We start from the raw sequence: 5,924 nt of genomic DNA, 5'->3' as shown, positions 1-5,924 counted from the left end.
AACCGCTTCGATGATCACACGGGGGTATTTTTGGGGAACCATGATGTTCTTCCTCATTTGACCAGCGAGTCGTAAAGTCTCTTGGTTTGCTGCGCGATGCTCGACCAGCTGAAGACGTCTCTTGCGCGCTTTTGGCCGGCGGCGGCCATTGCCTCGGCAAGTTCGGGGTTGTCGAGAACCTTGTTGATTGCTGTCGCCAGATCGCGCGAGAAGGCATCGGGGTCGACCGGCTCGAAGGGCGCGACGTGCAACTGCTCAAGCGGCACCAGATAGCCTGTCACGCCGTCGACGACGACCTCCTTGATGCCACCGACGGCACTTGCCACGACGGCGGTGCGGCAGGCCATGGCCTCAAGGTTGATGATCCCGAAAGGCTCGTAGATCGACGGACAGCAGAAGACCGTGGCGTGTGAATAAAGCTCGATCGCTTCTTCCTTGGTCACCATCTCCTGAATCCAGATCACGTTCCTGCAGCCCTCCTGCCGAACATGCTTGACTGCAGCTTCCATCTCGGCCAGCACCTCCCTGGTATCGGGGGCACCGGCGCAGAGCACCACCTGAGCGTCGGAATTGATGTACTTGACTGCGTTGACCAGGTGGACGATACCTTTCTGACGGGTGATGCGGCCGACAAAGAGGACGATGGGTTTAAGCGGGTCAACACCGAATTTCTCGAGCGCGGTCGTCTCTTCCGTTGGATGGTACTGGTCGACGTTGATACCGTTGTAGATCACCGTTATCTTGGCCGGGTTGATGTCGAAGTGCTCGAGAATGTCCTTCTTCGTGCCCTCTGAAACAGCGATCACCGCGTCGGCCATGCCGAGCGAGGTGCGCTCGATCCATGATGACATGTCGTAGCCGCAGCCGAGTTGCTCGCGCTTCCACGGACGCAAGGGCTCGAGGGAATGCACCGTGTGTACCAGCGGGATGCCGTAGAGCGTCTTGGCCAGGATGCCACCAAGGTGGGCATACCAGGTGTGCACGTGCACCAGATCGGCGTCCACCTGCTCGCTCAAGGTCTCGAGGTTGGTCTCAAAGGTGTCCAGTGCGCCACTGAGCTTCTTGTCGACGTGGGCGAAACTGCCCTTGCCGAATGGGAAGCCCTTGACCCGCACCCCGTCGCTGACGGTGTCCTGGTCGCCAAACGAGCGGACTTCCACATGCATCAGTTTGGCCAGTTCGCCAGACAGATACTCGACGTGAACGCCGGCTCCGCCGTAGACGTAGGGAGGGTATTCTCGCGTCAGTAGCAGTACTTTCATCGCGGCACTTTCTATGCTGTAGTTGTGAGGTGAACGCACCGTCGGCGCGTCGTTTGAATTCCCTGCCATTGTATCGAGAAAGCCGTTTGGCGACCATCTCATCAGGCCCGGGGAGCGGTTTTGCTGCGACGCACAACCCCGTCAGCCGTCAGTTCGCAATGCCTGGGCATGCAGCGAGCGGCAGCGTTGACGGGCGACGTCGGCGATCAGGACGGGTAGAATACCGGGAATGAATCTGCTCGCCATCGACACCTCGACGGAGCTTGGCTCGATTGCCATCTGGCGCGACGGCGACCTGGTCACGCGCCGATGCCCGCCTGGAATTTCTCATTCGGAAACGCTGCTGCCACTGATCAGCGGCACGCTGCGCGAAACCGGCCTGAGCTTTGCCGATCTCGACGGGCTGGCTTTCGCCGCCGGCCCCGGCTCGTTTACCGGCCTGCGTGTTGCCTGCGGTGTCGCGCAAGGTCTGGCGTTCGCCCACCAACTGCCGCTTGTCCCGGTCGGTACGCTCGATGCGATGGCCTTGGCCAGCGGCGGCGAACAGGTGATCGTCCTGCTCGACGCGCGTATGGGTGAGATCTATCACGGCCGGTTCTCTGCTGCCATGGCGCTTGCCCCGGTATCCGTCTGCTCGCCGATGACGCTGCCGGTTCCCGACTCGGCTGGCTGGCTGGCCTGCGGTAACGGGCTGGCGGCCTATCCGGTCTTGCGGCAGCGACTGGCGGCTTGCGTACAGCACTGGCAGCCCGAGCTGATGCCCGACGCCGGCGCCGTCGCCCGTCTCGCTGCGCCGCGTCTGGCACGCGGCGACTGGGTTGATGCGGCGGCGGCGGTGCCTGTCTACGTGCGCAACAAGGTGGCACTGACGGTGAGCGAGCGCCTGGCCAAGGGGGGGAGGGCGTGAGCGCGGTGCTCGCGTCGCGGCTGAGGATGGTGCCGCTGAGTCATCGTGACCTTGACGAGATCCTCGCTATCGAAAACGGCGTCTATCCCTTTCCCTGGACGCGCGGGAACTTTGTGGATTCGCTGGCTTCCGGCTATTTGGTCTGGGGCTGCCGCGTTGCCGACGAGCTGGTCGGCTATTTTGTACTGATGATGGCCCTCGACGAGGCGCACCTGCTCAACCTCAGCATCGCCGAGAAGCGGCAGGGCGCGGGATATGGGGCACGCCTGCTCTGTCACGCCGTGAGGGCGGCTCATGAGGCCGGGGCGACGAGCTTGTTGCTCGAAGTGCGCCCTTCGAACCCCTCGGCCCTGGCCCTTTATCGGCACTTCGGCTTCCAGCAGATCGGCGTTCGGCGCGGCTACTATCCGGCGGAAGAGGGGACGGAGGATGCACTGGTGATGAGACATGTCCTGGGGAAGGTATCGGCATGATCGCCAGCAACCGGCCTGCTAGCCGACTGACGCGCCTCGAGTTGCTGCGCGAGATCGGCCTGTCACCGCACTGGCAACTGCGAGAGTCGCCGGTGGCGGTGTCTGCGACGCCGGCCGTGCCCGCCAGGCCAGAAGAAGCTCTCGCACACCGCACGGGGGTCGACGGCGTCGCTGCCGCACCGGCCCGTTCCCCGGTTCTCACGGCCGATGACCGGGCGGAAGAGATTGCCGGGATGGGCTGGGAGCAGTTGCGCGAAAGCGTTGCCACCTGCCGTGCGTGTGCGCTCTGCCAGGAAAGGCGTCAGGCGGTGCTCGGGGTTGGCGACGTGACTGCCGACTGGCTATTCATCGGTGAAGGACCCGGCGCCGAGGAAGACGCCCGCGGTGAGCCTTTCGTCGGTCCGGCTGGCAAGCTGCTCGATGCGATGCTTGCGGCCATTGACCTGCAGCGCGGCAAAGACGTCTACATCGCCAATGCCGTCAAGTGCCGTCCGCCCGGTAATCGCACGCCGGAGCCCGCGGAAATCGCCACCTGCGCGCCCTATCTGAAACGACAGATTGCTCTGATTCAGCCGCGGCTGATTGTGCTTTTGGGCAGGGCGGCAGCGCATGCGCTGCTCGGCGACGTTGGCTCGCTGGCCAGTCTGCGTGGCCAGTCCTTCGCCTATCCTGCGCCCGCCGGCAGTGCGTACGGAATTCCGGTCGTCGTGACCTATCATCCGGCCTACCTGTTGCGCACGCTGCCGGACAAGGCAAAAGCCTGGGAGGACCTGTGCCGCGCCCGGACCCTGATGCGGGCCGCAAAGACCGCTGCCGCGGAATCGGCTTCGCAGCCCGCTACTCGCCCCACTTGAGCGGCTGCGTGGCGCGGGGACCATTGAGAAATCGTTGAAAGCCTCCATCTGAATGTTGCTCTGTTCATCCCCGTGAAGGAAACTGTCATGCGTCTACGAATCCTGTCCATTCTGGTTCTGCTTGCGGGCCTGCTCTCCGGTTGCGGCTACAACACCTTTCAGACCGGCGACGAAGCGATCAAGTCGGCCTGGTCCGAGGTACTCAACCAGTACCAGCGGCGCGCCGACCTGGTCCCCAATCTGGTCGCCACGGTGCAGGGTTACGCCAGTCACGAAAAGGAGGTCCTGACCCAGGTGACGCAGGCGCGGGCGCAGGTTGGATCGATTCAGGCGACGCCGGAACTGGTCAATGATCCGGAGGCCTTCGCCAAGTTCCAGCAGGCGCAGGCGGGGCTGTCGAGCGCGCTGTCGCGCCTGCTGGTGGTTGCCGAGAACTACCCGCAGTTGAAGGCTGATGCCGCTTTCCGGGACCTGCAGGCACAGCTGGAAGGGACCGAGAACCGGATCACGGTGGCTCGCAACCGCTACATCAAGTCGGTCGAAAGCTACAACGTCTCCGTACGCACCTTCCCGAACAATCTGACGGCGATGATCTTCGGCTACACGGTCAAGCCAAACTTCAGCGTCGAGAACGAGAAAGCGATTTCGACGGCGCCCAGGGTTGACTTCGGAAAACCGGCGCCGGCCTCCCCTGCCGCCGCCGGCAAACCTGCCCCAGCGCCCGGTTACTAGTCGTGTCAGGTCGTAGGGCGCGTCTGGCAGCCTGGCTGCTGAGCCTGTTGCTGCTCGTCGTGGCCGGCTTCACCCGCGGCGACGAGCAGCGAGCCATTCCCCCCTTGGGGTCCCGGGTCACCGACCTGACCGGGACCCTGGCGGCGGCGCAACGCGGGTCGCTGGAGGCCAAGCTGGCTGCCTTCGAGAGCGGGAAGGGCTCGCAGATTGCCGTTCTGATCGTGCCGACGGTCAAACCCGAAACCATCGAACAGTACGCGCTGCGCGTCGCCGAGTCCTGGCGGCTGGGACGCCGGGGCGTCGACGATGGCGCGCTCCTGCTGGTGGCCACGGGGGACAGGAAGGTTCGCATCGAAGTCGGCTACGGCCTCGAGGGAGCGCTCAACGATGCAACGGCCAAGCGAATCATCAGCGAGATCATCAGCCCGCGTTTCAAGCAGGGAGATTTTGCCGGCGGCATTGACGCCGGCGTCGACGCGATGATCAAGGTGGTCTCGGGCGAAGCGCTGCCGGCGCCCAGCGCGGAAACAAGCAGGCGCGCCGACGTCGACGACGGTTTCGAGACCCTGCTGTTCGCCGGTTTCGTCCTGGTCTTTGTCGTTGGCGGTGTGTTGCGGGCCATCTTCGGGCGTTTCCTGGCGGCCGGCCTGATCGGCGTTGCCGCCGGGGTAATCGCTTCCTTGCTGATCTCTTCGCTGCTGGTCGCGGTCATCCTTGGCCTGGTGGCCGGCGTCATTTCCCTGTTTCTCGGTATGGTGGGTGGCGCTGGCTGGTCCTCGGGCGGCATTTACGGGGGAGGGGGCGGAGGCCGTCGTGGCGGCTCCGGCGGCTTTTCGGGTGGTGGTGGCGGCTTCGGCGGCGGCGGCGCTTCGGGAGACTGGTGATGCAATTGAAGAGACTGTTCCGCCATCTGATTCTGCCACACTGGTGGGTGCTGCGAGCCTTTCCGCCACAACTGCTGCGCCGCGTCGAGGAGGCCGTCGCAGCCTCGGAGTCGGCGCATGGCGGCGAGCTACGGGTCGTGGTCGAGGCCAATCTGCCGTTGCCTGATCTGTTGCAGGGTCGCCCGACGCGCGCGCGGGCAATAGAGCTGTTTTCGCAGTTGCACGTCTGGGACACCGAGCAAAACAGCGGCGTGCTCATTTATCTGCAACTGATCGATCGGCGGGTCGAGATCGTTGCTGATCGAGGGATCGACGCCAAGCTGGGTCAGGCGTTCTGGGACGGCGTCTGCCGCCGCATGGAGGCTGCTTTTCGCGCCGGGGATTTCGAGGACGGTATGCTATGGGCGCTGGGCACGATCACCCGGGCCTTGCATGAACAGTTCGCGGCGGTCGGGGGAAACCCGGACGAGTTGCCGAACGCACCGCTGGTCCTCTAGTAGTCGGTTCCGCCAAACCAATTACATGAAATCGCGCCTTCTCGCGCCATGCGGCGTTGCAAATCCTCGCCATAGCTACGGCTATGCTGTGGTTTGCGCCTTGCCTTGCACGAGAATGCATCAATTTCATTTGTAATCTTATTGGCGGAACGAACTACTAGCCTTCGGCATAGCGTACGCGCTTGCTTGATTTGCTTGGTTGCGTCAGGTGATCGAGTGGCAGGGCGTGCGTCTGTTTTACCGTCTGCAGGGCAATGTTGGTCTTGATACGGGCAACGCCGGGGAGGTGCAGCAACTGCTTGAGCATCAGTTCGG

General features: G+C 63.7%; 7 protein-coding genes. 6 read left to right on the top strand and 1 reads right to left on the bottom strand.

Features of this window, described 5'->3' with window-relative positions:
* Positions 1-53: 53 nt before the first annotated feature.
* Positions 54-1,262: a glycogen synthase gene (glgA, locus tag V5B39_RS21325; protein WP_332344834.1), complete on the bottom strand. Its 1,209-nt coding sequence runs from the start codon at positions 1,260-1,262 to the stop codon at positions 54-56.
* Positions 1,263-1,491: 229 nt separating this feature from the next.
* On the opposite strand from glgA, the gene tsaB reads away from it, so the two are divergent.
* From tsaB to V5B39_RS21295, 6 genes are all read left to right on the top strand, one after another.
* Positions 1,492-2,169 (top strand): tRNA (adenosine(37)-N6)-threonylcarbamoyltransferase complex dimerization subunit type 1 TsaB, encoded by a 678-nt coding sequence (gene tsaB / locus V5B39_RS21320; RefSeq protein WP_332344833.1) that lies wholly within the window; start codon positions 1,492-1,494, stop codon positions 2,167-2,169.
* Complete coding sequence (gene rimI / locus V5B39_RS21315; protein ID WP_332344832.1) at positions 2,166-2,642, top strand: ribosomal protein S18-alanine N-acetyltransferase; 477 nt, start codon at positions 2,166-2,168, stop codon at positions 2,640-2,642. The genes tsaB and rimI overlap by 4 nt, the downstream gene beginning before the upstream one ends.
* Positions 2,639-3,496 carry a uracil-DNA glycosylase gene (locus tag V5B39_RS21310; protein ID WP_332344831.1) on the top strand — a complete coding sequence of 286 codons (858 nt, stop codon included), beginning with the start codon at positions 2,639-2,641 and terminating at the stop codon, positions 3,494-3,496. Before rimI ends, V5B39_RS21310 begins: the two co-directional genes overlap by 4 nt.
* Positions 3,497-3,583: 87 nt before the next feature.
* Complete coding sequence (locus V5B39_RS21305; protein WP_332344830.1) at positions 3,584-4,228, top strand: LemA family protein; 645 nt, start codon at positions 3,584-3,586, stop codon at positions 4,226-4,228.
* 2 nt (positions 4,229-4,230) lie between these two features.
* The gene (locus tag V5B39_RS21300) at positions 4,231-5,112 is read left to right on the top strand and encodes a TPM domain-containing protein (protein WP_332344829.1); all 882 of its coding nucleotides are present in this window, start codon (positions 4,231-4,233) and stop codon (positions 5,110-5,112) included.
* Complete coding sequence (locus V5B39_RS21295; protein WP_332344828.1) at positions 5,112-5,609, top strand: TPM domain-containing protein; 498 nt, start codon at positions 5,112-5,114, stop codon at positions 5,607-5,609. Before V5B39_RS21300 ends, V5B39_RS21295 begins: the two co-directional genes overlap by 1 nt.
* Positions 5,610-5,924 lie beyond the last annotated feature (315 nt).

This window comes from Accumulibacter sp. (assembly GCF_036625275.1).
GTDB lineage: Bacteria > Pseudomonadota > Gammaproteobacteria > Burkholderiales > Rhodocyclaceae > Accumulibacter.
This window is presented reverse-complemented; position numbering and strand designations above follow the sequence as displayed.

Coding starts and splice junctions, on each gene's coding strand:
- V5B39_RS21295 (WP_332344828.1), top strand. CDS start 5,112: ATGCAATTGAAGAGACTGTTCCGCCATCTGATTCTGCCACACTGGTGG.
- V5B39_RS21305 (WP_332344830.1), top strand. CDS start 3,584: ATGCGTCTACGAATCCTGTCCATTCTGGTTCTGCTTGCGGGCCTGCTC.
- tsaB (WP_332344833.1), top strand. CDS start 1,492: ATGAATCTGCTCGCCATCGACACCTCGACGGAGCTTGGCTCGATTGCC.
- V5B39_RS21310 (WP_332344831.1), top strand. CDS start 2,639: ATGATCGCCAGCAACCGGCCTGCTAGCCGACTGACGCGCCTCGAGTTG.
- glgA (WP_332344834.1), bottom strand. CDS start 1,262: ATGAAAGTACTGCTACTGACGCGAGAATACCCTCCCTACGTCTACGGC.